The sequence below is a fragment of the Myxococcus sp. MH1 genome, assembly GCF_059738865.1.
The window spans coordinates 9,872,530-9,899,075 of sequence record NZ_AP026947.1; the positions used below are offsets into that span (position 1 = coordinate 9,872,530).

Sequence of the window (26,546 nt, forward strand, 5' to 3'; positions counted from 1 at the left end):
CAGCCTACCCCGAGCGTTCATGGTGCACATCTCCGCCGAGAACCCGCCCTGACCGGGCCCCGGGTGCGCTACATCCTCGGGCACCATGTTCCACCGTCAGGGGCCCACCCTCCTCGAGCTGGCCGAGCAGGCCCTCTCCTCCGTCGAGCAAGGCTACGACCTGCTCGCCCCCAAGTTCGACTACACGCCCTTCCGCACACCGGACCCCGTGCTCCGCGCCGCCATCGAAGCCCTGGGCCCCTCGGGCTCCGTCGGCACCGCGCTGGACGTGTGCTGTGGAACCGGCGCCGCCATGCGCCACCTGCGCCCGCTGGCCCGCGAGCGGGTCACCGGCATCGACGTGAGCCAGGGCATGCTCGAGGAAGCCGACCGCAGGCTCTCCGGCGCACCGGGCACCGCCGCCCTCGAGTTCGTCCGGGGTGACGCGCTGGAGATGACCTTCGACGCCGCGTTCGACGTGGCCACGTGCTTCGGCGCCTTCGGCCACATCCTCGAAGCCGATGAGCCCCGGCTGATTCAGCGCATCCACCAGGCCCTGCGTCCCGGGGGGCGGTTCCTCTTCGTCACCGGCCATCCACCGTCGAAGCTGCGCCCCGGTTACTGGGTGGCCCGGAGCTTCAACGCCGCCATGCGCGTGCGCAACGCCCTGTGGAAGCCGCCCTTCGTCATGTACTACCTGACGTTCCTGGTGCCGCGCGCCCGCGCGCTGCTGGAGGCACAGGGCTTCAGCGTCGAGGTCCGCGACGGCATCCTCCCCGAGCCCTTCACGCCCCTGGCCACCGTCATCGCGACGAAGCGCTGACGCCGCGCCTCAATGTGACGCGTACTCCACGGACACCACGGTGTACTCCACCGCCCCGCGAGGCCGCTCCACCACCACGGCATCTCCCACTTCCTTGCCGAGCAGTGCCCGCGCCAGCGGAGACTCCACGCTGAGCCGGCCCGACTTCACGTCCGCTTCGTCCAGGCCGACGATGCGATAGCGCGTGCGCTCGCCGCCCTCGTCCTCCAGCTCCACCCACGCGCCGAAGAAGACACGGCCCTCCCGCGCCGCCTCCGGCTCCACCACGCGCACCTCCTCCAGCGTGGCGGCGAGGTGGCGCGCGCGGCGCTCGCGCTCCTGGCGCCGGACTCCCACCTCCAGCGGCGTCAGCCCCTCGGCCCCGGAGTCCGGCCCCTGCGTGGCCGCCAACTCCTCCTGCAGGGCGCGATAGCCCTCCGGCGTGATGTAGCGCTTGTCGCCCGAGGAGGACTTCGGCCGCGGCGGCACCAACACCTCGTCCCCGCCCGAGTCCTCCTTCGTGAACGCCTTCGACATTCCGACCTCCGACACAGTCCACTTCGGACCCGGGCACCTCGCGCCCGTGAGACTAAGCTACGCCGCCTCGTCCATCACTCAAGGGGTGCACGCATGGCAGGGCAGGCAAGGCTGACGGGCAAGCAGGGCCAGGAACTGGCGGGCTATCTGAGTGAAGCCACTCCAGCGAAGGGCGCGGTGGTCCTCGTCCACGAGTGGTGGGGCCTCAACGAGCACATCCGAGGCATCGCCGACCGGCTCGCGAAGGAGGGCTTCACCGTCTTCGCCGCCGATTTGTACGGCGGCCGCACGACGAAGGACGCGCAGGAGGCCGACAAGCTCCTGTCCCAGATGGACTGGGGCAAGGCCAGCCAGGCCCTCAAGGACGCCACGGAGGCGCTGCGCCAGCGTGGCGGCGCCGGCACGAAGGTCGCCGTCCTGGGCTTCTGCATGGGCGGCGCGCTGACGCTGCTGGCGGGAGCGAACGACGCGGGGCTCGACGCCGTGGTGCCCTTCTACGGGATTCCGCCGGACAGCGTGGACGTCACCCGCATCCGCGCGCCCATCCTCGGGCACTTCGCGACGCAGGATGACTGGTGCACGCCGGACCGGGTGGACGCGCTGGAGGCGAAGCTGAAGAAGGCGAACGTGCCGGCGGAGCTCCACCGCTACGACGCGAACCACGCCTTCTTCAACGACACCCGTCCGGAGGTCTACTCGCCGGACAATGCACAGCGGGCGTGGACCCGGACGGTGGACTTCCTCCGCGCGAAGCTCGGCTGAGCCTCGCGCGAAGGGGGCTCACGACTCCCGGCTCAGGTGCCGGGGGTCGCCGGCGTGGCGGGAGCCTGGGGCGCGGTCTCCGGCGAGGCGGGCGTCGTCGGCTGGGCCTCCGGGGCCTCGGGGGCAGGCGCCTGCTCCGGGGCGGCAGGGGCCTGGGGCGCCTGCTCCGCGGGGGACTGACCCGAGGGAACGAGCTGCAGGCGGTACTGCGACACGCCCTTGGGGAGCACCACCTCCACCAGCGGGTTCTCCTTCAGCAGGTCGGCGTTCGTCTCCAGCGTCACCAGGCCGTCCGCGTCGCTGACCAGGTTCATGCGCGTGCGGCGCTCGCCCGCGCGCACCTTGGCGCCCTGCACGGGCTTGCCAGCGCCGTCCACCACGCGCAGCGCCACCGTCTGGCCCGCGGTGACTTCGGCGGCGTTCGGCGCCACCAGCTCCCGGTAGGTCGGGCGCAGGGCACAGGCGGACAGGAGGGCGGTGGAGGAGAGGACGACGGTCAGCAGGGCTCGACGAAGGCTCATGGGAATTCCGTACGGACGTGAGGGGACTACCGGGCGCGGCAGCATAGCCGCAGACGGCGGGCCGCCAAGCCCCACCACGTCCGCCCCTCGGGGCACGGAAGCGGTTTTCCCGGGTTTGTTCCCCGGAAGGAGCCTGGGGCCACCCAGCCGGCCCGCCCTCCGGTGGAGTCAGCGGCCCTTCCCGATGCCCGCCGCCAGCCCCACCTGAACGGGAGCCGGGTGCACCGCGCCCGCCGCGAAAGGCTCGTACCCCATGGAGATGGTCCGCACCGACAAGGACACCTCGCCTCCGCCCTATGTGCACGACGTACACCGGGAGTTCTCCTACGCGGAGCTGCCGCCGGGCATCGGGATGAAGCCCGATGGCATCCACCTCAAGCACAACCGCTTCGACGTGAGCGTGGTGACGATGGTCCTCACCAGCCTCGTCGTCTTCTTCGTGCCGCTCTTCAACGGGCTCATCGGCGGCGTGTTCGGCGGCTTCCATGCGCGCACCTTGAAGCGCGCGCTGGCCGCGGCGGTGGTGAGCTCCATCGCCGTGCCCGCCATCCTCGCGGGGCTGTCGTTCTTCGCCGGCAACAACTCGCTGCGCATCTTCTCCGGGCTGGGCTTCGGAGGCTGGATAGCGCTGCATGTCATCGGCACGTTCATCGGCGCCGTGACGGGCGCGGCCAGCCGCCCCCTGTTCACCGAGGACCTCAGCGCAGCTCCAACCCGACCAGCAGCCGACGGTCCGACATACCGGACCACCACGTCGACGGTGCGGGTGAATCCCGACGTGACGGTGGAGCGAGTGAGCCCTCCCACCGGGCCTGTGCGCGAGGAGTGAGCAGCACGCCGAAGGGCCCCGCGCGCCCCAGCCACAGCTCCACCTGGAGCCATGCGCCCGCCTCGTGCGTGAGGCGCGCGTCGCCCAGGCGCCAGGTGGGTGCGTAGGCGGCCTCCAGGCGCACCGCGTTGGCGCCGGAGCCCGGCAGCCCCGTGCGGTGGGTCAGCGAGAAGCGAGGCCCCGCCGCGGGCGCGAGGGAGGTCTGGCTCCAGTGCATCCTCGCGAGCCCGCCCACGCCCACCGCCGTGAAGCGCGAGAAGCGAGCGGCCTCGTCGATGACCACCAGCGCCTCCGCCTGCACGGTGGCGCGGTAGGGCTCCGCGCGCGCCGTGTCCGTGGCGACGCGCGCCTCCGCGCCCCAGCCCAGCGAGTCCCACGCGGAGCCACGCAGCGCGAGCGGCTCTCGTTGCAAGGTGCGGTAGCCCACCAGCGTCATGTCCGTGGACACCACGCGCGGCGGTCCCCAGCGCGGCTCCAGGGACAGCTCGCCGTCGAGGACGCGCAGCTCGCTGCTCGCCTGGAAGCCGTGCTGGCGCGCATCGCCCAGCGCCTCCGCGAGGGCCGCGGTGCGCACGCTGACCAGGGGGCGCACGGCGCCCGTGTCGGGGAAGCCCACGCCCACGCTCACCACCGTGCGCGCCGCGCCCGACTCGCGCAGCGCCGAGGCCGCCCAGCGCGTCTCGTCCGCCACCTTGCGGCGGCGGTCCTCACCGAGGAAGGCGACCGCGTCCACGTCCGCGAACACGCCGTCGTTGAGTGCGCCCTGTGCGTCGGTGGCGAGGATGAAGGTGGCCTCGGTGCGCTCGGCGCGGACCAGGACCTTCAGCTCCTCGGGCGTCGGTGGACGACGGGGCGCGGTGGCCAGGGCCTGCTGGAGCAGCGCCGTGCGGTCCAGCACCGCGAGCTTGCGCTGGAGCGCGTCCTCTCGCTCGAAGACCCGCTGGCGCTCGCGAATCCCCGCCTCGGCCGAGCCGGCCACGGGCGTCTTCAGGGCCAGCAATCGCTGGCGTTCGATTCGCAGCCGCTCGCCGTCCATGCGGTCCACCGCCGCGCGCTCGACCCTCACCGCGTGGGCCACGTAGGCGTGGAGTGTCTGGCGCACGGTGGCGCGCGCGGAGGGGGTCGCGGTGTCGAGCACCGCCGTCACGACTCGCGGCAGCGCGGCGTAGGCTTCGCCTCGGACCTCGGGCTCCCGGGATTGCAGTTGCGCGTGGAGGGACAGGAGGCGTGACAAGGGTCGCGCGTCCACGTGTCCGGAGAGCGACTCCAGGGCCTCGCGGCGCGTCTTGTCCGCTCGCGCGGCGCGCTCTCCCGTGGACTCGAAGGCGTCCGGGATGAGCTCCAGCAGCGGGCCCGCGGGCCCCGCCTTGCCGAGCACCTCCAGCTTCGCGAGCACATCCAGCGTCGCCGAGGGCAGGACCCACATGAGTCCGGGCGGGCGCACCTGACGGTCATTCTCCAGGACACCGTTGAGCAGGAAGAGCAGCGCGCTCGCGCAGTTGTCGGTGAAGAAGTAGTAGCCCATGTACCCGCGCCGCTCGAGCTCCCAGATGCGCTCGAGCATCCGCGTCTCCTCACCGTGCGTCAGGCGCAGGCGGAAGCGGCGGATGGTGCGCTGCTCGAGCTCGAGCGACTCGTGCGCGAGGTCGCCCAGCGTGCCGGTGAGGAAGACGGTGTCGTAGCTCCCCGTCATCCCCTTCACCACGTAGCCCAGGCCCTTGGGCTCCATGCCCGTGAGGGCCACGAGCTGCACCACACGCTCGAAGGAGGGGCCGCGCACCTGGGCGCCCTCGCGCCACACCGGACGCAGGAGGAGATGTCCGAAGAGGGACTCGGGCTGTCGTCCCGTGGCGGCGACCATGAGCACCTCGAGGTGGGAGAGCAGGTCGCGCTCGGCCCAGGCATCGAAGGCGGGACAGGGTGCGCGCACGGGCCAGGCGCCCAGGCCCGAGGACTCCAGCAACTCCGTCAGCGCGCGCGTCTTGGAGAACTCCTGGCAGCGCACCTGCTCGTCCACGGACAGCGCGTCCTCGCGCAGGGACTCCACCGGGACGAACAGCTCCTCGGCGAACGTCACCAGGTCCAGGGCCGCGCTGTGCTGACCTCGCTCGCGACTGAAGGCGCCCGCGTAGTGCAAGCGTGCTTGCTCCTTCCAGACCAGGGGACGCTCGAAGGGCTTCATCCAGCCGGACAACCGGCGCCACCGTGTCTCTCGACTCCAGGCGAAGACGTCCTCCCACCGCTGCGTCACCGCGTGCACCACCGCGCGACGTCGCCACAGCCGCTCGGCGTCCTCGTCCGTCAGCCGGGAGAGGCGCAGCGTGGCGCGACGGTCCTGGGAGGGTGCGTACCGGTAGAGATGGAAGCGCGCGTGGCCTTCGGACCAGTCGGGGCGAGTCTGCGTTCCGTCTCCCAGGCCCAACGGCGAGGACTCGGCGTGGAGCACCAGCTCCAGCGGGCCGCCCGGGAAGCGCCTCATCGCGGGGGGCAGGGACTGGAGTCCCTGCTCCACCTCACGCACGAGCACGGCGTCGCGTGCCGCGGCGTCTCGCAGCACCAGTCCCGCGCGGGACAGGGCGTGGACACGGGCCGCCAGCGAGTCCTCGTTCGGGGAGGCCCCCGGCTCCGAGTCCCCCTCGCGCACCACCCCCGCCGCTCGCGCCCACACGGGCAGCGCGAGGAGCACCACGAGCCACACCACGCCGCGGCTCACCGCGCCACCTCCGCGGCCACCTCCTCCCCATGCACCGCGAGGAACGCGCGTCGGTCCTCATCGAGCCTCGGGTCCGTTCGCGCCAGCTCCCCCACCCGCGCCAGCCACGCCAGCGCGCGCTCGGCCGTGAGCGTCCGCGTGTCCGCCATCGCCAGCAGCTCACGACGGTTCGCGCGCAGGAGCCGGCCGAACGTCGGCAGGTTCTCCCGACGGATGCTCGCCGCCGCCGCCAGGTCCTCCACCGTGGGCCCCGCGCCCAGCGCCAGGTCCTCGCGCAGCTGGTGCGTCCTCGACTGCAGATACACCTGCGCCGCGCGCCCCACCTCCTCGGGAGGAGGCCCCTTGCGTCGCTCCGCCGCCACGACGCGCCAGATGACCACGCCCAGCCCAATCACCGTGGCCGCCACCGTCGTCGCCGACACCACGCGCCCATCCTTGTTGTCACTGTTGCTCGTCTCCGAGCGCGACTCCTTCCCCTCCCCGCCGCTCTCCGATTCGCTCGTCCCCGTCTCGCTGCGGTCGCTGGAGCGCGACTCGCTGGAGCCGCCCTCCTCCGAGCTGTGCGAGGTCCGCTCGCTCGAGTCCCCCGACTCGTTCGACGAGTCCCCAGACCCGTTCGACGAGTCGCCCGAACCATTCGACGAGTCACCGGACCCGTTCGACGAGTCCCCCGAGCCCGAGCCGGAGCCCGAGCCATCCGACGAGCCCTCCGACGCGCTCATCCCGCCATGGCCCATCGCCCCGGGTGTCCTGCACCCCGTCACCGCCAACAACACCGCCATTCCCAACGCACGCGCCGAGCTCCTGGTCGTCATTCCAGACACCCTCCCTGGTGAATGAGCATTCGTTCGACGTGAAAGCATGACGAGACACCGTGCAATTTCACGGAAGGAATTCATTTCCATGAATCAATTAGCCAGTGACGTGCCGAGCCTGGAACACATGATGTTTCGCGGCCTTGGGAGGCCAGGACAGGCTCCAGGCGCGAAGCAGGCATCCCAGGAGGTGCGTCGGGCGCTACGCGGCGGGGAGGTGCGGGGTTCAAGGGCAACGCGCCGGGCATCGACTTTCGACCCCGGCGCGCGCTCACATGAAACCTACCGCGAAAGGCCCTCCCCCCCGGTGGGCCTGCCCCTCATTGTCTCTTCGAGCGCAATGGGAATACCATCCGGGGAACCCCTGATGTCGGATTCCACCCGGACATCTCAGACTCCAGGGCATGTCGCAGCTCAATGCTCAACAGCTCACAACTTCCACGTCCGGGTGGGATAGTGGGAGCCACTCATTGGCATCGTATACTCAGGATACCTTGATTCGTTTGAATTCCGAGGAACAGCGTATCCTGGCGGACCTGGAGGCCCTGCTCGTCGAGGCGGAGCCGGGGTCTGAGTCCCTGCCCATGGTCCTGGAGGCATTGCGCGACACGCTCAAGGCGGAGCGCGCGGTGGCCTACGGCGTGGATGTGGGACCTGACCGCTACCATGTCAGCTACTCCCACAGCTCGGGTTTCCCGCAGCCGACAGAGGCGGTCTTCGACGCGCTGGAGACCTTCCTGTCGGACCGGGAGAGTCTTTGGGGCTGGTACGACCCCGCACGTCCCGCGCCCGCCCAGCGCAACCGGGCGCTGCACTTCCGCTCGCTCCAGGAGTCCGAGGCGCGGCAGATGCCCTTGCATGACCTGCCCGCGTATGAGGTGGGGCGGCGTCTGGGATTGAGCGAGGCGGAGCTGGAGGCGCAGAGGGACCGAGTCAACGTGCGCTCCGGGGCGGTGTATCGCCAGCTCGGGATGGAGCGCATGGCCTTTTTGCGCACGCTGGTGTGCGAGGGCCCCGCGCTGCTGGGCTGGATGGGATTGATGCGCGAGGAGCCCTTCACCGAGCGCGAGCAGCGCGTGCTCCAGGCGCTGACGCCCGCGCTGCAGCGGCGGTTGACGATGGAGACGCGGCTGCGCGAGTCGGGGCTGATGTCCACCGCGCTGGAGGTGGCGATGGAGGCCCTGGGGCGCGCCGCCTGGGTGGTCAGCCGCAGCGGCCGCGTGGTGCACGCCAACAGCGCGGGCCGCGTGTGGTTGGACCGAGGAGAGCCGGAGCTGATGGAGCAGCTGCGCCGGGGCGCGCAGGGGGTGCCCTGTTCGGGCCCGCTGACGCTCACGCCGCTGCGTACTCCCGGGCTGCCTCCGCACTACCTGGCCATCGACACGGGCACGGCCTCGAGCGCCGCGGCGCGGGTGCAGGCCCTGGCCGCGCGCTGGTCGCTCACCGCGCGCGAGTCGGAGGTGCTCACGCACATCGTCCAGGGCGAGACGAACAAGTCCATCGCCGGCCGGCTGGGCTGCGCCGAGCGCACCGTCGAGGTCCACGTCACGCACCTGCTCGCCAAGGCCCACGTGGAGAGCCGCTCGGCCCTCATCGCGCGCTTCTTCCAGACGTCCTGATGACGCGCGCGCCCGCGGGGCCCGCGCGTCTACAATGGGCGGAGTGAACGACTCCGCAGCCCTCCGACTCCAGGCCGCCCGCGCCCGCGCCCGACACGCGCTGGACTCGGGCCCCTTCTCCGCCCCGCCCGAGGGCGTCCCCCGGCGTCGCCGCCTCGTGATGGGGGACCCGCAGGCGGACTTCGACAAGGTGCTGGGCATCCTCGACCACCACGGGCTGTTGAGCGCGGAGGGCTGGCTCCTGCCCGACGTCCAGCTCGTCTCCGTGGGGGACCACTTCGACTGGGGTCCGCCCGAGGAGCGTCAGCGCGCCGCGGACAGCGCGCTGGCCCTGGTGGCGTGGCTCTCCGCGCACCCGGCGGACCAGGTCACCCTGCTGCTCGGCAATCATGACCTGGGCCGCGTGGGCGAGCTCGCGGGCTTCGACGCGGCGAGCTTCGCCACCGCGCAGGCGGAGGCGGACTGCGTCTACCAGAAGGGCCACACGGACGAGGCGGGTGAGCAGGCCTTCTTGAAGCGCTGGCCCCAGGTGCCCACCGCGGAGCTGGTGGCGCGCGACTTCGGCAACTTCCGTGAGCCGCAGCGCACGTGGGTGGAGTTCCTCCTGCGCGCGCGGCGCTTCCGGACCGCCCACGCCGCGGGCCCCGGGCTCGTCGTGCTCCACGCGGGCGTGACGCGGGAGGACCTGGACCTGGTGGGGCTCGCCCCCGAGCAGCACGCGGACGCGGACGCGGTGGCGCGCGCGCTCAACGGCGCGGTGGATGACGCGGTGGCGCGGTGGAAGGGCGGACCGCTGGAGGTGCCCCACCTGCACCAGCCGGGCGACGCCGCGCGGGGCGAGGGCACGGGCATCTTCTACCAGCGCCCCAGCCTGAAGCCCGACGACGCCGAGCGCACCCGACAGACTCCGCGCCGGCGCTTCGACCCGAGGCGACTGCCCAGGGGGCTCACCCAGGTGGTGGGCCACACGCGCGACAAGCGGGTGCTGGAGCTGATGGGCGTCACGAACCTGACGCCGCGCGACGGCGTGGTGCGAAACCTGGTGACGGACGGGACCCGGGTGGACTGCGCCCACGGCGCGCCGCCGCCACCGCGAGACACCCAGGCGGCGCTGGTCTTCGTCGACGGAGGCATGAGCCACTGCCCCGTCGAGTCCTACGAGCTGTTCGACCTGGACACGCGCGCCGCCGCCGCTCGGACGACGGCGCGCTGAGCCCCGCGGGCTACTTGGGCGCGGGCTGGGCCTCGGCCTGGAGACCGGCGAGCTTCTTCTCCAGGTTCTTCACCATGCGCGGCGACGCCTGCACGGCGGGCAGCGTCTTGGCGAAGGCGAGGGCCTCCTCCAGCGTCTTCACCGCGGAGGCGTTGTCCTTGCGCGCGATGAGGATGTCGACCCGGCCGGACATCACGCTGAGCCGACGCGAGCCCTGCACCCGGGCCAGCGCGCGGTCACTCGCGGCGAGCGCGTCGTCCAGCCGTCCCACGGTCCGGTACAGCGTGGCCAGGCGCGCGGGCGGGTTGTAGTCCTGGGGCAGGTCCTTCTCGCTCTGCTCCAGCGCGGGGATGGCGCGCTCGGGCGTGCCCAGCTTCATGGCCGCGCCCATGCGGTGCGCGTCGAAGACGGCGCGGGCCTCGGGGTTGGGGGCCTTGGCGGCCTCGGCCTCCAGGAAGGCCAGCCACTCCTCGGCGAGGACCTTCTTGCCGGCCTCGTCCTTGGCCACCTCGCGCGCCATGAGGCGCGCCTCGTACAGCCCCGAGCGGTCATCACCGGACATCTCGATGACGGGAGCCCCCATGGCGTCCACCACCTTGGCCTCCAGCGCGCTTCGCAGCTCCTTCACCCCGGCCGCGTCCTCGGGCATGGACACCGCGCACATCAGGCCGAACATCGCGGCGTTGGCCCACGACAGCGAGCGGGGCGTGCCCGGAAGCAGCTCGAGCGCCTTCTTCGCGCACGGCTCCACCTGCATCGCGCCGTACATGGCCGTCATGAGCGACTCCAGGGCGCGCCCCCGGCGGGACCAGTCGGCGGGCGCCTCGGCCAGGGCCTCCGTCAGGGTCTCTATCGCTTCGGCGGAGCGGCCCTCGGCATGGAGCGCGTCACCGCGCGCCAGCAGCGCCTCCGCGCCGGTGACGCCGCCCTTGTAGGCGCGCTCGCCGTCCTCGAAGAGCTTCTCCAGCTGCGACACGGTGGCGCTGCCCGCGAAGCGCAGGAGCGGCTTCTCCGCGCGCGGGTCGATGACGTACAGCGTGGGCCAGAACTCGATGGGGAACTTCTCCTGGAACGCCGCGTTCTGGGTCAGGTCGGTGTTCACCTCCAGCCAGACGAAGCGGTCGGCGTGGCGCGCCAGCGACTTGTCCGACAGGACGTACGCCTTCATGGAGCGACAGGTGTGGCACCACGGCGCCCAGACGTCGACGAAGAGGGGAACCCCCTTCGCCTTCGCTTCCGCGAGGGCTCGGGCGTAGTCATCCTCGATGAACGGCAGGGGAGCTCCGGCGTGCGCCGCTTCCGTGGACACGGGCGTGTTCGTGTTCGCGGCGGTGCAGCCGACGAGCCCCCAGAGCAGCAGGCTGGCGACAAGGGTGCGCATGGCGCGAACCCTACACCCGGGATGGCGCCGCTCGCGCCTGCTCCGAAACTGACATCCACCGCGCAAGCATCTGGGCACCTGCCCGTTCGCATGCTCTGGTGTGCGCGGACCTCCGATGACGCGAGACCCCTACCCCCTGCGTGACGCGCTCGCGTCCGCCCTGGACGCCCTCCCTGCCGCCGAGCGGTTCCCGGACCCCTCCGACGCGGACCTGGCCCGCCGGCTGGCGGAGCGGCTGCGGCGGGATTTGCTGCCCCGCCTCGGCTCGGCGGACGCGCCCCTGCTGCTGGTGGCCATCGCCGGCCCCAACAATGTCGGCAAGTCCACGCTGTTCAACGCGCTGGTGGGCGCGTCGCTGTCGCCCGCGAGGCCCGAGGGAGGCCTGACGAAGCAGTGTCTGGCGGCGGCCCACCCGGAGACCTGGACGGGCGCGCTGAAGGACTTCCTCACCCGCCGCTACGACACGGTGCCGGTCGCGTCGGGCGAGTCGGCGCCGGTGGACCAGCCGGGGCCCTCCGGGCGGCTGTACCTGGTGCTGGCCGAGGATGTGCCGCGCGGGCTGCTCGTCATGGACACGCCGGACTTCGACAGCGTGTACCGGGAGAACCGCGAGCGCGCCGAGGCGCTGCTCGTCACGGTGGACGTGCTCGTGTTCGTGGTGAGCCGGCAGACGTACCAGAACGCCGCGCTGGTGGACTTCCTGCGCGCGGCGGTCGGCCATGGGCGGCCGTACCTGCTCGTCTACAACGAGGCCTCTCGCGAGGAGGTGGCGCGCGGGCACCTGGACAAGCTGGCCTCGGATGTCGGCCATCCGCCGCTCGCGCGCTACCTGGCGCCGCACCAGCCGGAGGTGGAGGCGGGCCTGCGGCCCCTGGCGACGGTGCCGCTGGATGGGAAGCCCGCGCTGGGCTCCCTGTTGGGAGAGGCCGAGCACGCGCGGGAGTTGAAGGCCCGGGCGCTGGAGGCCTCGCTCGCCGATGCGCGCGCGGAGATGGGGGCGGTGGCGCTCGCGGCGGGGCGCGCGGCGAGCGAGCCGGAGCGGCTGCGGCAACGGCTGCGTCACGAGCTCGAGGGCGTGGGCGCCGCGGCGGCCCTGAAGGCGGTGCCCGCGGACGTGCTCATCGATGCGTTCCGCGACGAGCTGGATGCGCGCAGTCAGTTCCACAAGTGGGTGCGGCTGCCGTTCCGGGGGCTGGCCACGGCGCTGACGTACGTGAGCCGCAAGGTGCGGCAGTCCTTCACGGGGCCGGAGCCCGAGGGGGCCGAGACGCCGACGCGCACGGTGGACGCGACGTTGACGGATGGAGTGCGGCGGCTGGTGGATGCCTTCGCGCCGGAGGTCGCCGCGTGGCGCGGGGACCCGGCGACGCGCGCGCTGCTGGCGGAGGCCTTCGGGCCGGTGACGCTGGCGAAGCTGGAGGAGCCGCTGGGCTTCGAGGCCTTGCATGCCCACGCGGCGGACCGCGCCACGCTGTACGCGTACTGCCGCGACCTGGTGGCGGCCGAGCTGCAGGGAGGCATGCGCGAGGAGCTGCTCCAGGCGATGACGACGCTGGTGTACTCGGTGCCATCGGGCGCGGCGGCGGTGGTGACGGTGGCCACCGGGGGCTTCGGGCATGACGCGGTGGTGTGGGCGGGGACGCTCCTGTCCACGCCGCTGATGGAGCGCTTCGTGGACCTCCTGGGCGCGCAGGTGCGTGCCCGCGTCACCCGCAAGTGGGCGGACGCGCACGGCGCCACGCTGGCCCGGGCGCTGGAGGCGCGGTTCTTCTCGGGCGTGCTCGGGCACCTCGACGGGCTGGCGGAGGCGTGGCACCACACCGCGACGCGCCTGGAGGCGACCCGGACCGAGCTGGCGTGAGACCGAGCCGTCGTCCTCTTCGCCTGGGAGAAACCGAGACGCTGAGGAAGGGGCGGGACGGACGGACAGGACGGGCGATATTCCGCCCGTGCGTGTGCGGCGACAATGCGTCATGCTGCGCGCGTCATGAATGGCTCGGACCCCGACGCACCGGGCTCCCCACCTCCGGTCCTCTCCTTCCGCCACCTGCTGACCGACGCCGTCGGCACGTTCCTGGACGAAGCCGGGATGACGTGCGCGCAGACGGCGGACTCCATCGGCGAGCTCATCGTCACGCTCTCGCGCTACCGCGAGGAGGGCGCCCCGCTGTTCCCCATGGCCTTCGTGGGGGATGACCTGGCGCGGATGCTCACGCTCCTGGGCGGGCATGACCCCCTCGCCATCGGCATCGGGCCGCGCACGCGCGCCACCATCCAGCGGGCGCTGAAGCAGTGCGCGCAGTTGGGACAGGGACGGTGGTGGGCGCTGTACCTGCTGCGGGTGCCGGAGGGGTTCGCGTACGGCGTGTTCCGCACGGACCCGTTCCCGCTCGCGGAGTCACCGCTGGAGCGGCTGCGCCGCGTCGAAGAGGCGCAGGCGGGGGTCGTCGGCGTGCTCCAGCTGGCGGACAACATGCTGGAGCTGCGCGCCGGCGGTGGACTGTGCCGGCACGTGTACCTGTCCGGTGCGCGTGTGGAGTCGGCGTCGCCGCCGGTGATTCTCGACGAGTTGGCGGACGCCATCACCCAGGGCGTGGCGAGCGCCAGTCGCGAGCGAGCGCGGGGGTTCTTCCGACGGGTGTTGTTCGAGGTGATGCAGACGTCCCATGGGACGCTGGTGGCGGTGCTGCCTCGCGAGCGCGCGGGCTCCACGCTGTTCGTGGATGGCATCATCCTGCCTCGGCCGCTGGACGTGGTGGCGTTGCTGGACCGCTACCACGTGGACGCCACGTTCTCGGCGGCGACGGCGGTGCGTGCCACGGGGCAGTTGCTGCGCGGGATGATGGCCACGGATGGAATCACGGTGCTGCGCGCCGATGGTTGCATCGTGGGGTACAACATCTTCGTGCGACACCCGGAGTCGCTCGCACATGAGCCCTCCGTCGTCGGGGGCGCGCGGCGACGCACCTATGAGGTCCTGGGCGCGGCCGTGGGCACCGAGCTGACCGCCGCGTTCATCCGCTCGCAGGATGGGGATGTGGCCTGCCGTCGGGCGTGACGTCTCCGGGACGGAGCGGGGAGGTCCGCGCCGCGTAGGATTCGTGCGTACACGCGAGGAGGCGGGACTTTCCAACTCTTCCGGTTATCTGACACATCCGCGCCGGAGTTGAGGCTCAGGTCATCTTGGGAACACCTGACCTGCCACGTCACATCTTCGCTTGATGGCCCGTGTGTCCGGGGATTTGAGTTTGTCAGAGGGTTCCAGCATGCTGGCCCCGCCTTGAAATCCCCCTTGTTCAGTATCGAGCGGCTCGCGCTCGCCGTCCTATCGGTGTGCCTCCTGGCTTCCCCTGCCTGGGGCCAGAAGCTACCTGACGTCGTCGTCTCCGGGCCGCCCATCGTCCCCGCACTGAACGAGAACGGACAGGGCCTGTGTGTCGCGTCCAATGTGTGGACGAGGGCCGTCAATGAGTTCCCCCAGAGTCGGGGCACATACATCGACGTCATCAACGGGTTCTTCGAGGAGCCGGCGAGCAGGCAGAACCGCGTCTCGACCGTACTGCGGACTGCTTTCGACCTGTCGAACAACCTCAACGACGGTCGCACGCTGAGCTTTGGCGACTTCGTGAGCGCGGTCCCCTCCGCAGGATGCTCCACGGGCGGATGCAGTTTCAATGTCATCAATGATGGCGATGCCTTCACGCCGTTCGTCTCGCGGTTTCGCGGCTACCTGAACATCCGCGAGGACTCCGTCGGGCAGCCACTGCACCTTGGCTTTTACGCGGATGATGCCGTCAGCTTCGTCATCTACGACCGGGCGCAATCCTATACGGTCATCAATCGCCCCCCGCAGCTCGGTCTCCCAACCTGGCGAACCACGAACTCCGTCACCTTCACGGTGCCGGGACTCTATGCCGTGGAAATCGTTTACGCCCAGGTCAGTGAGCACGCCGCGCTTGAGTTGTCGATGCGTCAGGGAGCTTTCACCGACTTCGAGCGGGCCGCGAATCAACCACCGATCGTCAGCTTGGAGAACAGCGGCTTCCAACTGCTCCAACCAACGCAGTTCTTCCAGACGGAGAACGGCCTCCCCGCTTACGCCGGCTCCCCCAATCGCTGTGAGCAGTGCAACCGCGCTGACGCGAACTCCCAGGGCAACAGCACCTGCGGCACCTCCTACTACTGCAACAGCGCTGCGCTCTGCGCACCCTGCGACTCCGCCCTCTTCTGCGGCGCGTCCTGCACCCGCTGTGGCCCCTCCTCCCCCTACTGCGCCAACCTCAACGGCGTCACCCAGTGCGTGGCTTGCACGGAGGACTCACAGTGCCCGAACGGCCGCTGTGACCTGACCGACAACACGTGCCGCGGATGCAACGGCGACGAGGACTGCCCGAACACCGGCCGCTGTGACCTCGCGACCAACCAGTGCTCCGGCTGCAACGATGACAGCGACTGCCCGGGGAGCACCGTCTGCGACGAGCCCACCGCCACCTGCGTGCCCTGCACCGAGGACGCCCACTGCCCCAACGGTCAGGTCTGCGCGACCGACATCCACGAGTGCCGCGAGTGCAACAATGACTCGCAGTGCCCTCGCGGAGAGGTCTGCGGCAATCACCAGTGCGGCCCCTGCGCCACCAACGACGCCTGCGCCGGCAACTCCTGCAACTGCTGCCCCAACGGCACCCAGTGCGCGGCCCTGACGCCCGGCGCCTCGCCCTCGTGCGTGGAGTGCACCACCGACGACCAGTGCGCCGAGGGCCAGAAGTGCGACCCGCTCAACGGCACCTGCGTCGCCGCCATCCCCGAGTGCAACACCGCCGAGGCCTGCGGTCCCGCCTGCGCCAAGTGCCCCGGCGAGCGCCCCTTCTGTCTCGACGGCCAGGTCTGCGTCCAGTGCCGCACCGACCTCGAGTGCGGCGACGGCCAGTTCTGCCTCAGCGGTGAATGCAGCTCCTGCACGACCGACAGACACTGCGGCTCGCGCTGCGAGGCCTGCGACGTGGACGCGCCCTTCTGCCTCTCCGACGGCTCGGTCCAGAACAGCGCCTGCGTGGGCTGCCGCAACAACGACGACTGCGGCAGCGGCCAGTGCAACCCCACCACCCGCACCTGCGAGAACGCCGGCGCCTGCGCGGTGACGTGCGACGCGGGCCTCGTCTGCGACGGCGCCGCCTGCGTGGAGTGCTTCGCCGACGCCCACTGTCCCTGCGGCGGGACGTGCGACACCGCGAACAAGACCTGCTCCGAGTCCTGCGAAGACAGCAACGACTGCCTCGGCGTCCAGCACTGCTCCGCCAAGACCCAGCAGTGCGAGCGAGGCCGTCGCAAGCCCGGCACCGACCCTCAGGGCGGCGCCTTCTGCTGCGGCACCACCGAGGACGCCACCCCGGCCGGCAGCGCCACCATCCTCTTCCTGCTCGCCGCGGGCCTGCTGCTCCTGCGCTCCCACCGCCGCGTCCGATGAAACCCTTCCATCTGCCCCTCCTCCTCCTGGCGCTGGGAGGGGCCAGCATCGCCTCCGCCCAGCCGGACGCCCGCTTCGACGTCCAACTGTTCCGCCCGTCCGCCGCGCCCCAGGACCTGGTCGTCGTCACCCAGTCCCGTCCGCTGTCGCACCTGTCCGTGGCCGCGGGGCCCTACTTCAGCTACTCGCTCAACCCCCTCACCCTCGTCCCCGAGGGCGGAGACCTCGAGAAGATCAGCCTCGTCGGCAACCGCCTCCAACTGGACGTCATGGCCATGGTGGGCCTGTTCGACTGGGGCGAGTTCGGCGTGGACCTGCCGCTCATCCTCGCGCAGGGCGGACAGAACCTGGAGGTCATCGGCACCGAGGGCAGCGTGGAGAGCTTCGTGCTCGGCGACCTGCGCCTCACCGGCAAGGTGGCCATCCCCGGCATGCGCCGCCCCGCCGAGGGCAAGGGCTGGGGCGCCGCGATGACGCTCAACGTGAGCTTCCCCACGGGCGCGCAGGACGCGTTCGCGGGGGATGGCGAGCTGACGTGGGCACCGGGCCTCGTGCTCGACTACCGCTTCGGCAACGGCATCCTCCTGGCGCTCAACGGCGGCTTCTGGAAGCGGCCAGACCGCGTCTTCGACGGCGTGGCGCTCGGGGACATGGCGCCCTTCGGCCTGGGCGCCGAGGTCCCCATCCTGCGCGGCAGCGGAATCACCGCGCTCGGCGCCGTGAACGGCGCGGTGGCCCTGAAGAAGGCCCCCGGCGCGGAGCGGCAGATTCCCGCGGAGCTGCTCATCGGCCTGCGCTGGTACAGCTCCACCGGCGTGACGTTCACCTTCGGCGGTGGCGCGGGCTGCGGGTGCTCGCTGGCCTCGCCCACGCTGAGCTTCTTCACGTCCATCATCTGGATTCCGGCGAAGACGCGCGAGTGGGAGGCGCTGGAGCGCTTCAAGGAGCCGCCCGAGCCGCCCCCCCCGCCCCCGCCCCCGGTCGACCCGGATGGGGACTCCGTGATTGGGGCGGGAGACAAGTGCCCGGACGTGCCCGGCCCGGTGGAGAACGCCGGCTGCCCGGACACGGACCGCGACAGCGACGGCGTGGTGGACCGACTCGACCGGTGCCCGGACGAGCCCGCGGGTGGCCGCGGCCGCCACGGGTGCCCCCTGGCCCGCCGGGAGAAGAACAAGATTGTCATCCTGGAGCAGGTGAACTTCGCCACCGACCAGGACGTCATCCTCTCGGAGTCGTTCCCCATCCTCGAGGAGGTCGCCCGGGTGATGAACGAGAACCCGGAGATGGACCGCGTGCTGGTGGAAGGCCACACGGATGCTCGCGCGAGCGACGCGTACAACCTGGACCTGTCACGTCGTCGCGCGGCCAGCGTGATGCGCTTCCTCGTGGAGACGGGCGTGGCGGCCGAGCGCGTGTGCTCGCAGGGCTTCGGGCGCAGCCGCCCGCTGTCCGACAACGCGACCGAGGAGGGCATGGCGCTCAACCGCCGCGTCGAGTTCACCATCCAGCCGCCGAGCGACGGCCCCCGTCCGCCCTGCCCGGATGACCTGGACAAGAAGGGCAAGCGCCCCCGGCAGAAGCAGCCGGGCCCCAAGCCTCCCGCGCCGAAGCGGTAGGCCCGAGCCGTCGCCGCTCGCGGGCACGTGGGAGTCCGCTCCCCGTGCCCGCCCGCGACAGTCTCAGGGGACGACGAACTCCGCGGCGGAGCGGCGACGACCGGCGACCACCGAGACGACGGCGCGCCCAGGGCCCACGGCCGTCACGCGGCCATCCTTGGACACCGACACCACGGACGCATCCGAGGTGAACCACTCCAGCGGCACGCTGTCGAGCACCACGCCGTTGCGGTTGAAGGCCCGCGCGAGCAGCAACACCGACTGCCCGCGCCGCTGGAACTGGTGATGCGTCAGGTTCAGCCCGAGCCTCGCGAAGTCCGCCGGCACCACCTGCACCGCGATGTGCCGCGCCAGATGTCCCAGGCTCGCGCTCACCGTGGCCGAGCCGGGCTTCACCGCGACGACCTGCCCGTCCTCCACCCTCGCCACCGACTCGTCGGACGAGCGGAACTCCGGCGTGACGTTCTGGAGCGACGCGCCCTGCTCGTTGCGAGCCACCACGCGCAGCTTGATGGTGCGCCCCACCTCCAGGAAGTCCGCGCCCGGGGCGCGCACGTCGAGCGAGTTGAGGATGACCAGGTCCAGGTTGAGGGCCTCGCGCACCTTGCCGCCCGTCACGCCGATGACCGTCTTGCCGGACTTGCGCACCGTCATCACGCCGTCCTGGACCAGGGCCACGTCCGTCGCGGAGCTGGTCCAGCGCAGCTTCGGCTCGCGCATGCGTTCGCCCTCCGTGTCGAGGACGACGTAGTCCAGCTTCACGCTCTGCCCGGGCGTGCGCAGGAACTGGGACTCCAGCGGCTGGAAGGTCAGGGACCCGGGCGTCGGACCGCAAGCACTCAGGAGCCCGAGGAGCACAACGAGGAGGACGGAACGAAAAGGAATGCGCGGCGTCTTCACGGCGGCGTCGACAACGGTAGCGAGGGCGGGAGCAGCGCCATCTTAACCACGCTCGCCGGCCCCGGTGATACCCACGAACAGCTTCCGGCCCCCGTCGCGAGGGAGCGTCCGTCCAGACAGGCGGTATCCTCCCGCCCCCAGCGGCTCCGCGGCCCTCAGGCGAAGAGGAAGTGCGGGACGTTGAAGTCACTCTCGGTGGAGTCCAGGGACGCGACGATGTTCAGCCGCTGGCCGGGCTCCGCGAGGTCGACCACGTAGTCCGCCTTCGTGCGGCCCGCGCCCTGGATGACCCGCACGCGGGGCCTGGCCGCCTGGGCCGCGTCCGAGGGGACATCCATCACCACGCCGAGCTGCCCGCCCGAGAGGCGCACCAGCGTCCCCACCGGATAGAAGCCCGCCACCGAGGTGAACAGGCGCACCACGCGCGCATCGAACCGCGTCCCGGCCCGGTGGGTGATGAGCCGCAGGGCGGTGTCCGGCGCCAGCCCTGGATGCGGAGGCGCCGGGAAGGTCAGCAGGTCGAAGGCACACGGCACCGCCAACAGCCGCCCCGCCAGTCCCACCGGGCGCTGCACCGGGCCGCTCCACGCCGGCTGGAGGCAGTCGTGCGCGGCCACCACGCGCTCCAGCCGGCCCGTGTCCAGCGGGCGCTGCAACAACCGCAGCGCCGTCTTCAGCGGCCCGCGCCGCGCCAGCAGCTCGTGCGAGGCCCGGTCGAACTCCTGCTCGGGAGGCAGTGTCGACGCACCCCGCCCCAGGTCATGGAACAGGCCGCTCAGGGCCAGGTCGAGCTGCTGCGCGCGCGACATCCCCATCCGCCGCGCCATCAACAGCGAGAGCACCGCCACCGCCGCGCCGTGCTGACCCCCGTCCACGTCCGTGCGCCGGAAGCGCGTCAGGCCCACCAGGAGCGCCTCGTGGCCCACCGAGGCCTCGGCCAGCCGCAACAGCACGCGCCGGAAGCGCTCCACGCGCACCGGCGACTGGCTGGTGATGACGTGCTTGAGGAGGACGACCAGCCGCGCGTAGTAGCGCAGCATCACCTCGCGCGGCGTGAGCACGTTGTGGGAGGACAGCACCTCCCGCAGGCGGATGGGGCCCAGCTTCTCGTTGAGGATGGCCTGGGGCTTCTGGGCGCGCCGGTGCTTCTGGAACGCGAGCAGGAAGGCTCGCAGGTGCTCACGGCGCAGCCCCGCGCCGAAGGAGATCTCCTGGACTTGAAGGTGCTCCAGGTAGCGCCGCAGCGAGACGGCCATCTCGAGGTGCTCCTCGCCCAGCTTCATCCGCGCGCCGTTGAGGAAGGGGATGCCGCCCACGCACTGCAGCTCCACCGACTTCTGCCCTCGCAGCTCCGCGTCCAGCAGCGCGCCCAGCTCCTCGAGCCCCTCCTTCACACCCGCGTTGTCCACGTCGTGCAGGGACACCGTGTTCAGGCAGCGCACCACCAACCCCATCAACCTGGGGCCCACCCGCGCCGCGTCGTCCCGATTCGACTCCGTCTCCATGGTTCCCCACCTGGCGCCCCAGGCGCCTCAGCCCACCGGAGCCAGCTGCGCCAGCGCCTCACGACAGGCCTGCTTGAGGACGCGCGGCGCGAAGAGCTTGCTCGCCACGGCCTCCAGGAGCGGCCGGGCCCTGGGGTCTCCGAGCACGCCGATGCACCGCGCGCAGTGGGCCTTGAGCTCCACGTCCTGCTCCCGCTCGAAGGCCGTGCGCAGCGCCGCGCCCGCCAGGGGCCCGCCCAGGTCCGCGAGCGCGCGCAGCACCGCCATCCGCTCACGCGCCTCCAGCTTCACCTCCAGGCGCGACACCAGCGGCCCCACCGCCGCCTCCACCCCGTGCCGCACCAGCAACACGAGCGCCGCGCCGCGAACCTCCGCCTCCGGGTCCGCCAGCAGCCGCAGGAGCGCCGAGCGCTGCGGCTCGATATCCCGGGGATTGAGCCGCGACAGCAGCGCCGCGCGCACCCGGGGCCTGGGGTGCGAGAGCAAGGCCGCCGTCAGCGGCTGGGCCTCGGGGCCCGCCTCGCGCAGGAACTGCAGCCAGTCCAGGTCCCGCTCCCCCAGCGACGCGGCGCGCGTCACCAGCACGCCCAGCGACACACCCCGGCGCACGAGCAGCTTCGCCAGCGCGCCGCGCGCCTCCGGAGACGGCAGCTCGAACAAGAGGTCCGTGGCGCCCTGGAGCGCGTCGCGAGGCAGCGCGCTCAACAGCTCCAGCACGCGCAGCAGCACCCCTGGCTGGGCCGTGGCCTGGGCGAGCGCGAAGCGAGGCGCCTCCAGGAAGAACAGCCGCGTGACGGCGTACAGGTCCGGCGCGCGGGCCCCGGATGCGCGCGCATCCCGTGTCATGCCCTGCACCACCTGCGACAGCTCCGCCCACCGGCCATGGGAGACGAACCCCGACAGGAGCTCCTCCATCCAGCCCAGCAGCGCCGCGCGCTCCTCCTCGCGGCACACCGCGAGCAGGCCCCACACCATCCACACGCTCCGCTCATGCACGCCCACGCCGCCGCGCTCGCGCTCCAGCAGGGCGCGCAGCTCCGCCACCTCCGCGTCGCTGGCGCCCTCGAACGCCGGCGCCCCCGAGCGCACCAGGTCCTGCGCGCTGACGGGGGCCAGCACCTCCGCCTCCAGGCGCGCGAGCCACTCGTCGTGCCCCACCGGGCGACGCCGGCCCGAACCCGAGGACTGGCGCCGCGTGAGGTCCGCGAACAGCTGCTCCTCACGCTCGGCGAGCTGCGCCTCCGTCTGCGCCGACTCGCCCGTCTCGGCCGAGGCGGGCACCTCCGCGACGACGAGCTCGATGTCCTCGAACCCCCGCTCCCAGAACCACGTGTAGAAGTCGTACTCCGGCGGCAGCGTGCGCTGCAGCGCGCGGTGCCACATGGCCAGGAACGCCCCCAGCTCCTCCGCCTCCACACCCGGCTGCCACAGCACCTCCTGCACGCCCTCCAGGAAGAGCGGCCGCGTCACGGAGTCCTTCGCCGACGCCGACTCCACCAGCACCACGTCCCCCAACAGCAACGCCGAGGAGCGGATGTGCAGCACCACCGCCTCCCCCGTCACCGCGTGGTAGCGGCTCACACACTCGACCAGCCGCTGCTGGACCTCCGCCAGCGCGGCGTGGCCCTCCGCATAGAAGCGGTACGCGCCCAGCACCTTGTTCAGCGCGTGCCCCACCTCCGTCGCGGCTTCCTCCGCGGTGAGCACGGGCGCGCCACCGGGCGTCGGGACGGCCATCGGACTTCGAGAGGCGGGCATGGGCATGGTCTAGCAATTCATTGAATTCAATGAACCGCACCAAAGCCAGAAACCTGCCAGGGATTGTGGGGTGGACCGTTCAGGGTCGGGGAGCGAGAGCGCCCAGGGCCTGCGTGGCCAGGGCCTCCCCCTCGCGCCAGCCCGCGATTCGGGAGCGCTCCCGCGCGCGCTCCAATCGCTCCCGCGCCTCGGCGAGCTGGCCGCCCGCGCCCAGCAACCGGCCCGCGTTGTAGTGGATTCGGGCCGCCTCCTGTGAATCCCCCGCCTGCTCCGCGAGGGAGAGGGCGCGCTCCAGTTCCGTGAGGGCCGCCGCATGTTCTCCGGCGAGGACCCGCAGACCCGCGAGGTTGGAGAGCGCACGCGCCTGACCCACGAGGCTGCCCGTGGCGCGCGCCTGCTCGGCGGCGTGGGTGAAGCTGACACGGGCCTTCTCCGCCTGCTGGAGGCGCAGCTGCAGGCGACCCAGCAGGTTGAGGTGCTCCCAGTAGAAGTCCGGCGCCCGGGCGGGCTTGCCGCCCATCCGCTGGAAGGCCCGGGTGACGAGCTCCACCGCGCCCGTGATGTCCCCCCGCGCCTCGCGGGCCCGGGAGTGCTCGCCCAGGACCCACGCCTCCACCTCCAACTCGGTGGCGGCGGCCTCGCGAATCGCCAGCAGTCGGGCCTCCGCGGCGGCCACCTGCCCCAGCTTCAGCTCCGCGGCGGCGATGCGGCGCACCAGCTCCGCGCGGGCGGCGGGCGCCTCGGTGTCGGGCAGCCTCCCCAGCCACGGCTCCGCGATGGACGCCACGGAGGCGGGGTCCACCTGCGTCAGACAGGTGCACGCGCGCGTCAGCATGCCCCACTGCCAGAGCCGCGCCGCGGGCGTGGCGCCAGGGGAGTCGCCCATGGCGCGTCGGAAGTAGTCGAAGGCCGCCCGCCACTCCCCTCGCGCGGAGAGCCGCTCCCCCGCGCGCTCACAGGCCGCGGAGGCTCCGGGTGCGCCCGCGACGAGCAGGTGGTCGGCCACGCGGACCTCGCGCGCGGGCTCGGCGGCGAAGGCGTCCTTGCCCAGCGCCTCCGCCAGCGCCTGGTGCGCGCGGCGCAGCGCGCTCACGGGCAGCCGCTCCAGCAAGGCCTGGCGGGCCAGCTCCTGCGTGAAGCGCAGACAGCCGGGCCGCTCCTTCACCTCCGTGAGCCACCCATCCACCACCAGCAGCTCGGGCACGTCCGCTTCCACGACTTCGTCCGACAGCGAGGCGCGCACGAGCGCGGCGGAGAAGACGGCCCCCTCGACGGCCGCGCGGGACAGGAAGCGTTGCAGCGGCGGCGGCAGCAGGTCCAGACGCGCGCCCAGCGCGAGGCCGAGGCTGTCGGGCAACACCGCCTCGCCCAGCGGCTGGGTGGCCTGCAGGGCGCCGCCCAGCCGCTGCACGGCGCCGCGCTCGACGAGGGCCCGCAGCAGTTCCAGCGCGAAGGAGGGGTTGCCACTCGAACGCTCGAAGACGAGCGTCTCCACCTCGGCGCTCGGCGGCGCGCCGAAGGCCGAGGCGAGCAGGGTCCGCAGCTCCGGCCTGGGCATGCCTCCCAGCACCGAGAGGGGAAGCGACGTGATGGCGACGGGCAACGCCTCCGGCGCCGTCGTGGCCATCAAGGCGACGCGGGAGCCGGGCGCGCTCACCAGCGCCACCAACAGCTCCAGCGAGGCCACGTCCGCGTGGTGCACGTCATCCACGAGCAGCAACAGCCCGCCGACACGTGCCGCACGCAGCAGCGTCTCCGTCAGCGCGGCATCGGCGGCCTGGAGCTGGCCCGAGGGTCCGCCCTGGGACAACCGTCGCCAGAGCGCGGCGACCTCCTGCGAGGACAGGCCCAACAGGGCGAGCGGCTGGAGCGGCGCCCCCTCGGGCACGGGGCCCAGCATGCGCGCGAGGCCGGTGAGCACCGAGCGCATCAACCCCATCGCCCCCGCGCCGCGCAGGTCCTCCGCGCTGGTCCTCACCACCCGCGGCCCCGGCTCGCGTGCGGCCTGCTCCGCCACGGCCTCGAGCAGCCGGCTCTTGCCCATGCCCGCCGCCCCCGAGAAGAGCCGGGCGCTCCCCTGCCCCGCCTTCAGCGCGTCCACCACCCGTCGCGCGGCGACCAGCGCGTCCTCACGGCCCACGAAGGGCGTGCCACGCATCACGCCGCCCAGGCCCTCCACGCGCCAGGCGCTCCCCGAGGCCAGGCTCCGCTCCGGTCCGAAGCGGACGCCCTCCTCCAGCAAGCCCTTCGCGGCGGAGCCCACCAGCACCTCTCCCGGGGCCGCCGCCTGCGCGAGCGCGGCGGAGTGCTCCAGTCCCACGCCCGTCACGCGCCACGGCGCGCGGCCACCGCCTCCGCTCACCAGCACGGCGTCGAACTCCAGGCCCGCGCGCAGCGTCGGCGCGGGAGACACGCCCGAGGCCTCCACCGCGCGCAGCAGCTCCAGCACGCAGCGGACCGCGCGCGCCGGGTCATCCCGACGCGACACGGGCAGGCCGAACGCCAGGCTCCAGCGCGACTCGGTGAGCTGCACCACCTCCGCCTCGTGTCGCTCGGCGATGGCCGCGGCCAGGTCCATCAGCTGGCCCACGGCCTCCATCCCCTCCTCGGGCCCCAGCGCCTTGCGCAGCGCCTCGGCGCCCTCCAGCGCCACCGTGACGATGACCAGCTTGCGCTTGAGGGAGCCGGCCTCGCGCCCCCGCATCCTCACCGTCGCCGCGGGGCCGTCCTCCGCCAGCGGCACGGACGCGGCCGTCGTCACCGTGGCAGGGCCGTGAAGCTCCGTCGGCGGCGCCTCCAGGTCGATGAGCTGTCCGTCGGAGACCACCGAGACGTCCTGCGAGCGCGCGCCTTCGGGACGAAGGCTTCTCGTCCGCGTCGCGCCCGCGGCATCTCCCCCGGGAGCGGGCGGCTCGGCCGTGGCGAGCGGTGCCTTCGCCTCCGGTGAGCCGGACACGCCCCCGGAGATGGCCGCCATGGCGCTGCCACAGTGCGGACAGAAGCGACTGCTGCCCCGCGTGGACTGTCCACATCGAGGGCACGTCACGCTGGACTCGGAGACGCGCGGCAGCAGGCTTCCCAGGCCCACGCTGGACTCGCGCATCCGCGCGCGGACCATCTCGCCCACCAGCCGCTCGGCCGTCTGGGCGACGTCGTCCTCGGGTCCGCGCGGCGTCTCATCCAGGTACTGCTGGAGCGCCCGGGCCACGTCGCCGCAGCGCTCGAAGCGCTGCTCACGCGGCTTGGCCAGCATGCGCAGGATGATGCTGTCGAGCAGCGGGGAGACACCGTCGACGAGCATCGACGGCTTGAGCGCGGGCGTCAGCGCGATGCGCCGCATCGCCTCGGGAGCGTTGTCCGTCTCCACCAGCGGACGGTGCGTCACCAGCTCCCACAGCACGACGCCCAGCGCGTACTGGTCGCTGCGCCCGTCGAGCGGATGGTTGCGCACCTGCTCGGGTGACATGTACCGCAGCTTGCCCTTGAGGATGCCGGTGCGCGTGCGCGTGGAGCGATTGCTCGCCTTGGCCACGCCGAAGTCCACCACCTTCGTCACGCCGTCCAGTCGCACCATGATGTTCTGCGGACTGATGTCACGGTGGACCAGGTCCAGTGACACGCCCTGGGCATCCACGGCCTGGTGCGCATGGTCCAACCCGAGCGCGGCGTCGCGGATGATGCGCGCACAGACGCCCGGGCTCAGCGCCGCCCCGGAGCGCGAGGCCGCGCGGGCCAGCCGTCCGAGGTTCTCGCCCTCGATGTACTCCATGGCGATGTAGAAGGTGCCCTCCCACTCGCCGACCTCGAACACGTGGACGACGTTGGGATGGTTGAGGCGCCCGGCCACCCGCGCCTCGTCGAGGAACATCTCCAGCGAGCCCTCCTGCTCCAGCAGGTCCGGCAGCAGGCTCTTCAAGATGACGGGGCGCTCGAAGCCGCTGACGCCCACCTGTCGCGCCAGGAAGATTTCGCCCATGCCGCCCACCGCGAGCCGGTTGAGCACCGCGTACCGGCCGAAGACGAGAGGGACAGGGCTGCTCGAGGTGGACATCGCCAGGACACGCTAGCCACCCCGCGCGGAAGCCCGCCAGTTCCTATCCTCGGCCGCTGGGGCATCTGTTACCCAGTG

Annotated in this window: 18 protein-coding genes; 9 read left to right on the forward strand and 9 right to left on the reverse strand. The window is 72.1% G+C overall.

Translation table 11 applies throughout. From position 1 onward, the window contains the following. Positions 1–85: 85 nt before the first annotated feature. Entirely contained in the window at positions 86–802 is a 717-nt protein-coding gene (locus AC6JA9_RS39075) for a class I SAM-dependent methyltransferase (protein WP_426744591.1), read from the forward strand. 9 nt (positions 803–811) lie between these two features. On the opposite strand, the gene AC6JA9_RS39080 is transcribed toward AC6JA9_RS39075, so the two are convergent. Then, positions 812–1,318, reverse strand: coding sequence for a GreA/GreB family elongation factor (locus AC6JA9_RS39080; protein ID WP_497958658.1), 507 nt, complete (start codon positions 1,316–1,318; stop codon positions 812–814). A gap of 93 nt (positions 1,319–1,411) precedes the next feature. Here AC6JA9_RS39080 and AC6JA9_RS39085 point away from each other — a divergent pair, with 93 nt between their 5' ends. Continuing rightward, positions 1,412–2,080 carry a dienelactone hydrolase family protein gene (locus AC6JA9_RS39085; RefSeq protein WP_497958659.1) on the forward strand — a complete coding sequence of 223 codons (669 nt, stop codon included), beginning with the start codon at positions 1,412–1,414 and terminating at the stop codon, positions 2,078–2,080. A 32-nt stretch (positions 2,081–2,112) separates the two neighbouring features. Here the strand turns inward: AC6JA9_RS39085 and AC6JA9_RS39090 are convergent, their stop codons facing one another. The 3 genes from AC6JA9_RS39090 to AC6JA9_RS39100 form a co-directional block, all read right to left on the reverse strand. Beyond that, entirely contained in the window at positions 2,113–2,601 is a 489-nt protein-coding gene (locus AC6JA9_RS39090) for a hypothetical protein (protein ID WP_497958660.1), read from the reverse strand. 698 nt (positions 2,602–3,299) lie between these two features. Further along, the gene (locus AC6JA9_RS39095) at positions 3,300–6,143 is read right to left on the reverse strand and encodes a lipoprotein N-acyltransferase Lnb domain-containing protein (protein WP_497958661.1); all 2,844 of its coding nucleotides are present in this window, start codon (positions 6,141–6,143) and stop codon (positions 3,300–3,302) included. Continuing rightward, a complete protein-coding gene (locus AC6JA9_RS39100) occupies positions 6,140–6,568 on the reverse strand; it encodes a hypothetical protein (protein WP_497958662.1) in 429 nt (142 codons plus the stop codon). Before AC6JA9_RS39100 ends, AC6JA9_RS39095 begins: the two co-directional genes overlap by 4 nt. A gap of 10 nt (positions 6,569–6,578) precedes the next feature. Here AC6JA9_RS39100 and AC6JA9_RS39105 point away from each other — a divergent pair, with 10 nt between their 5' ends. The 3 genes from AC6JA9_RS39105 to AC6JA9_RS39115 all read left to right on the forward strand — a co-directional run bounded on the left by AC6JA9_RS39105 (position 6,579) and on the right by AC6JA9_RS39115 (position 9,790). Next, the gene (locus AC6JA9_RS39105; protein ID WP_223749588.1) at positions 6,579–6,983 is read left to right on the forward strand and encodes a hypothetical protein; all 405 of its coding nucleotides are present in this window, start codon (positions 6,579–6,581) and stop codon (positions 6,981–6,983) included. Between the two features lie 469 nt (positions 6,984–7,452). Next, entirely contained in the window at positions 7,453–8,577 is a 1,125-nt protein-coding gene (locus tag AC6JA9_RS39110) for a response regulator transcription factor (RefSeq protein WP_046716674.1), read from the forward strand. Positions 8,578–8,611: 34 nt separating this feature from the next. After that, positions 8,612–9,790, forward strand: a complete 1,179-nt coding sequence (locus AC6JA9_RS39115) for a metallophosphoesterase (RefSeq protein ID WP_473569712.1) — start codon at positions 8,612–8,614, stop codon at positions 9,788–9,790. Positions 9,791–9,800: 10 nt separating this feature from the next. Here AC6JA9_RS39115 and AC6JA9_RS39120 read toward each other — a convergent pair whose 3' ends face one another. Further along, complete coding sequence (locus AC6JA9_RS39120) at positions 9,801–11,171, reverse strand: thioredoxin family protein (protein ID WP_473569711.1); 1,371 nt, start codon at positions 11,169–11,171, stop codon at positions 9,801–9,803. A 115-nt stretch (positions 11,172–11,286) separates the two neighbouring features. Between AC6JA9_RS39120 and AC6JA9_RS39125 the strand changes: the two genes are divergently transcribed. From AC6JA9_RS39125 to traB, 4 genes are all read left to right on the forward strand, one after another. Then, complete coding sequence (locus tag AC6JA9_RS39125) at positions 11,287–13,032, forward strand: GTPase (protein ID WP_497958663.1); 1,746 nt, start codon at positions 11,287–11,289, stop codon at positions 13,030–13,032. Between the two features lie 126 nt (positions 13,033–13,158). Next, positions 13,159–14,229: a hypothetical protein gene (locus tag AC6JA9_RS39130; protein ID WP_223749584.1), complete on the forward strand. Its 1,071-nt coding sequence runs from the start codon at positions 13,159–13,161 to the stop codon at positions 14,227–14,229. A gap of 222 nt (positions 14,230–14,451) precedes the next feature. Beyond that, the gene (gene traA / locus AC6JA9_RS39135; RefSeq protein WP_497958664.1) at positions 14,452–16,635 is read left to right on the forward strand and encodes an outer membrane exchange protein TraA family protein; all 2,184 of its coding nucleotides are present in this window, start codon (positions 14,452–14,454) and stop codon (positions 16,633–16,635) included. Next, entirely contained in the window at positions 16,632–18,254 is a 1,623-nt protein-coding gene (gene traB, locus AC6JA9_RS39140) for an outer membrane exchange protein TraB (protein ID WP_223749582.1), read from the forward strand. Before traA ends, traB begins: the two co-directional genes overlap by 4 nt. Before the next feature lie 63 nt (positions 18,255–18,317). Here traB and AC6JA9_RS39145 read toward each other — a convergent pair whose 3' ends face one another. The 4 genes from AC6JA9_RS39145 to AC6JA9_RS39160 all read right to left on the reverse strand — a co-directional run bounded on the left by AC6JA9_RS39145 (position 18,318) and on the right by AC6JA9_RS39160 (position 26,468). After that, the gene (locus AC6JA9_RS39145) at positions 18,318–19,154 is read right to left on the reverse strand and encodes an Ig-like domain-containing protein (protein WP_141325697.1); all 837 of its coding nucleotides are present in this window, start codon (positions 19,152–19,154) and stop codon (positions 18,318–18,320) included. A 155-nt stretch (positions 19,155–19,309) separates the two neighbouring features. Then, complete coding sequence (locus tag AC6JA9_RS39150) at positions 19,310–20,659, reverse strand: HD-GYP domain-containing protein (RefSeq protein WP_483578924.1); 1,350 nt, start codon at positions 20,657–20,659, stop codon at positions 19,310–19,312. A 27-nt stretch (positions 20,660–20,686) separates the two neighbouring features. Further along, complete coding sequence (locus tag AC6JA9_RS39155) at positions 20,687–22,396, reverse strand: HEAT repeat domain-containing protein (protein WP_223782865.1); 1,710 nt, start codon at positions 22,394–22,396, stop codon at positions 20,687–20,689. Positions 22,397–22,496: 100 nt separating this feature from the next. Next, on the reverse strand, positions 22,497–26,468 hold the full coding sequence (locus tag AC6JA9_RS39160; RefSeq protein WP_497958665.1) for a protein kinase domain-containing protein: 3,972 nt from the start codon (positions 26,466–26,468) through the stop codon (positions 22,497–22,499). Positions 26,469–26,546: the final 78 nt, after the last annotated feature.

Coding starts and splice junctions, on each gene's coding strand:
- AC6JA9_RS39150 (WP_483578924.1), bottom strand. CDS start 20,659: ATGGAGACGGAGTCGAATCGGGACGACGCGGCGCGGGTGGGCCCCAGG.
- AC6JA9_RS39130 (WP_223749584.1), top strand. CDS start 13,159: ATGAATGGCTCGGACCCCGACGCACCGGGCTCCCCACCTCCGGTCCTC.
- AC6JA9_RS39090 (WP_497958660.1), bottom strand. CDS start 2,601: ATGAGCCTTCGTCGAGCCCTGCTGACCGTCGTCCTCTCCTCCACCGCC.
- AC6JA9_RS39075 (WP_426744591.1), top strand. CDS start 86: ATGTTCCACCGTCAGGGGCCCACCCTCCTCGAGCTGGCCGAGCAGGCC.
- AC6JA9_RS39160 (WP_497958665.1), bottom strand. CDS start 26,468: ATGTCCACCTCGAGCAGCCCTGTCCCTCTCGTCTTCGGCCGGTACGCG.
- AC6JA9_RS39080 (WP_497958658.1), bottom strand. CDS start 1,318: ATGTCGAAGGCGTTCACGAAGGAGGACTCGGGCGGGGACGAGGTGTTG.
- traB (WP_223749582.1), top strand. CDS start 16,632: ATGAAACCCTTCCATCTGCCCCTCCTCCTCCTGGCGCTGGGAGGGGCC.
- AC6JA9_RS39115 (WP_473569712.1), top strand. CDS start 8,612: ATGGGCGGAGTGAACGACTCCGCAGCCCTCCGACTCCAGGCCGCCCGC.
- AC6JA9_RS39120 (WP_473569711.1), bottom strand. CDS start 11,171: ATGCGCACCCTTGTCGCCAGCCTGCTGCTCTGGGGGCTCGTCGGCTGC.
- AC6JA9_RS39125 (WP_497958663.1), top strand. CDS start 11,287: ATGACGCGAGACCCCTACCCCCTGCGTGACGCGCTCGCGTCCGCCCTG.
- AC6JA9_RS39155 (WP_223782865.1), bottom strand. CDS start 22,396: ATGGCCGTCCCGACGCCCGGTGGCGCGCCCGTGCTCACCGCGGAGGAA.
- AC6JA9_RS39085 (WP_497958659.1), top strand. CDS start 1,412: ATGGCAGGGCAGGCAAGGCTGACGGGCAAGCAGGGCCAGGAACTGGCG.